At 68.0% G+C, this 1,169-nt stretch carries 1 protein-coding gene; it reads right to left on the bottom strand.

The features are described from left to right. The gene (locus tag ACLIBK_RS25530; RefSeq protein ID WP_415390115.1) at nt 1-1,095 is read right to left on the bottom strand and encodes an IS630 family transposase; all 1,095 of its coding nucleotides are present in this window, start codon (nt 1,093-1,095) and stop codon (nt 1-3) included. Nucleotides 1,096-1,169 lie beyond the last annotated feature (74 nt).

Raw genomic sequence — 1,169 nt, forward strand, 5'->3', positions numbered from 1 at the left:
CTAGTGGTCTGAGTTAGAAGTTCTTTGGCAGAATCGTCCGACGCTGGCGAGGATGTCATCGGCGGTCTTGGTCCAGATGAAGGGCTTCGGCGCGGCGTTGGTCTGGGCAATGTAGCCCTGGATGGCGGCCTCGAGCGCGTCGGTGCTGGCGAAGGCGCCGCGCTGGAGGCAGCGGCGGGTCAGGAGCGAGAACCAGCACTCCACGAGGTTGAGCCAGGATGACGAGGTGGGCGTGAAGTGCAGGTGCCAGCGCGGGCGCTTGAGCAGCCAGTCGTGGACGAGCTTCGTCTTATGGGTGGCGGCGTTGTCGAGCACGAGATGGACGTCGAGATCTGCGGGCACGGCCGCCTCGACCTGATCCAGAAAGGCCCGGAACTCGGTCGCACGGTGGCGGCCCTTGCAGGCGCCGATCACAGTCCCGGCCTGCACGTCCAGCGCCGCGAACAGGTCCGTGGTGCCGTGCCGGACATAGTCGTGGCTGTGGCGCTCGACCTGGCCAGGGCGCATGGGCAGGACCGGCGCGGTCCCCTCATTGGCCTGGATCTGCGGCTTCTCGTCCACACACAGCACCAGAGCGCGGTCGGGTGGACTGAGGTAGAGGCCGACCACGTCGCGCACCTTGTCCACAAAGGCTGGGTCGCGCGACAGCTTGAACGTCTCGCTCCGGTGCGGCTGTAAGCCGAAAGCCCGCCAGATGCGCGAGACCATGGTCTGGCTCATGCCGACCTGCCGGGCCATGGCGCGGGTTGACCAGTGCGTCGCCCCCTCGGGCTGCGTCTCCAGCGTTCGCGTGATCATTGCCTCGATGGCATCGTCACCCACCTGCCGCGGCGCCCCGCTCCGGGGTGCGTCGATCAGCCCCTCCAAGCGGTGGGCCAGGAAGCGACCACGCCAGGTGATCACGCTCTGGCGGCTCACGTCGAGGCGGGCCGCGATGGCCCCGTTGGGCAACTCCGGCTCGGCATCGGCCGCCAGCACGATGCGCGCCCGCATCACCGCCGCCTGACCCGCGCCACGTCGCCGGACCAAGCGCTGCAGTACCTCGCGCTCCTCCTCCGTCAGCACCAGCGCTGCCGCTCTCGGGCCACGGGTCATGGACGCCTCCCACCAGAGACGCCCCACCCTACACCCCATCCAATGTGACAGAGAACTTCTAACTCAGACCACTA

The organism is Roseomonas sp. BN140053, from assembly GCF_047690175.1.
Classification (GTDB): Bacteria; Pseudomonadota; Alphaproteobacteria; order Acetobacterales; family Acetobacteraceae; genus Roseomonas.

Coding starts and splice junctions, on each gene's coding strand:
- ACLIBK_RS25530 (WP_415390115.1), bottom strand. CDS start 1,095: ATGACCCGTGGCCCGAGAGCGGCAGCGCTGGTGCTGACGGAGGAGGAG.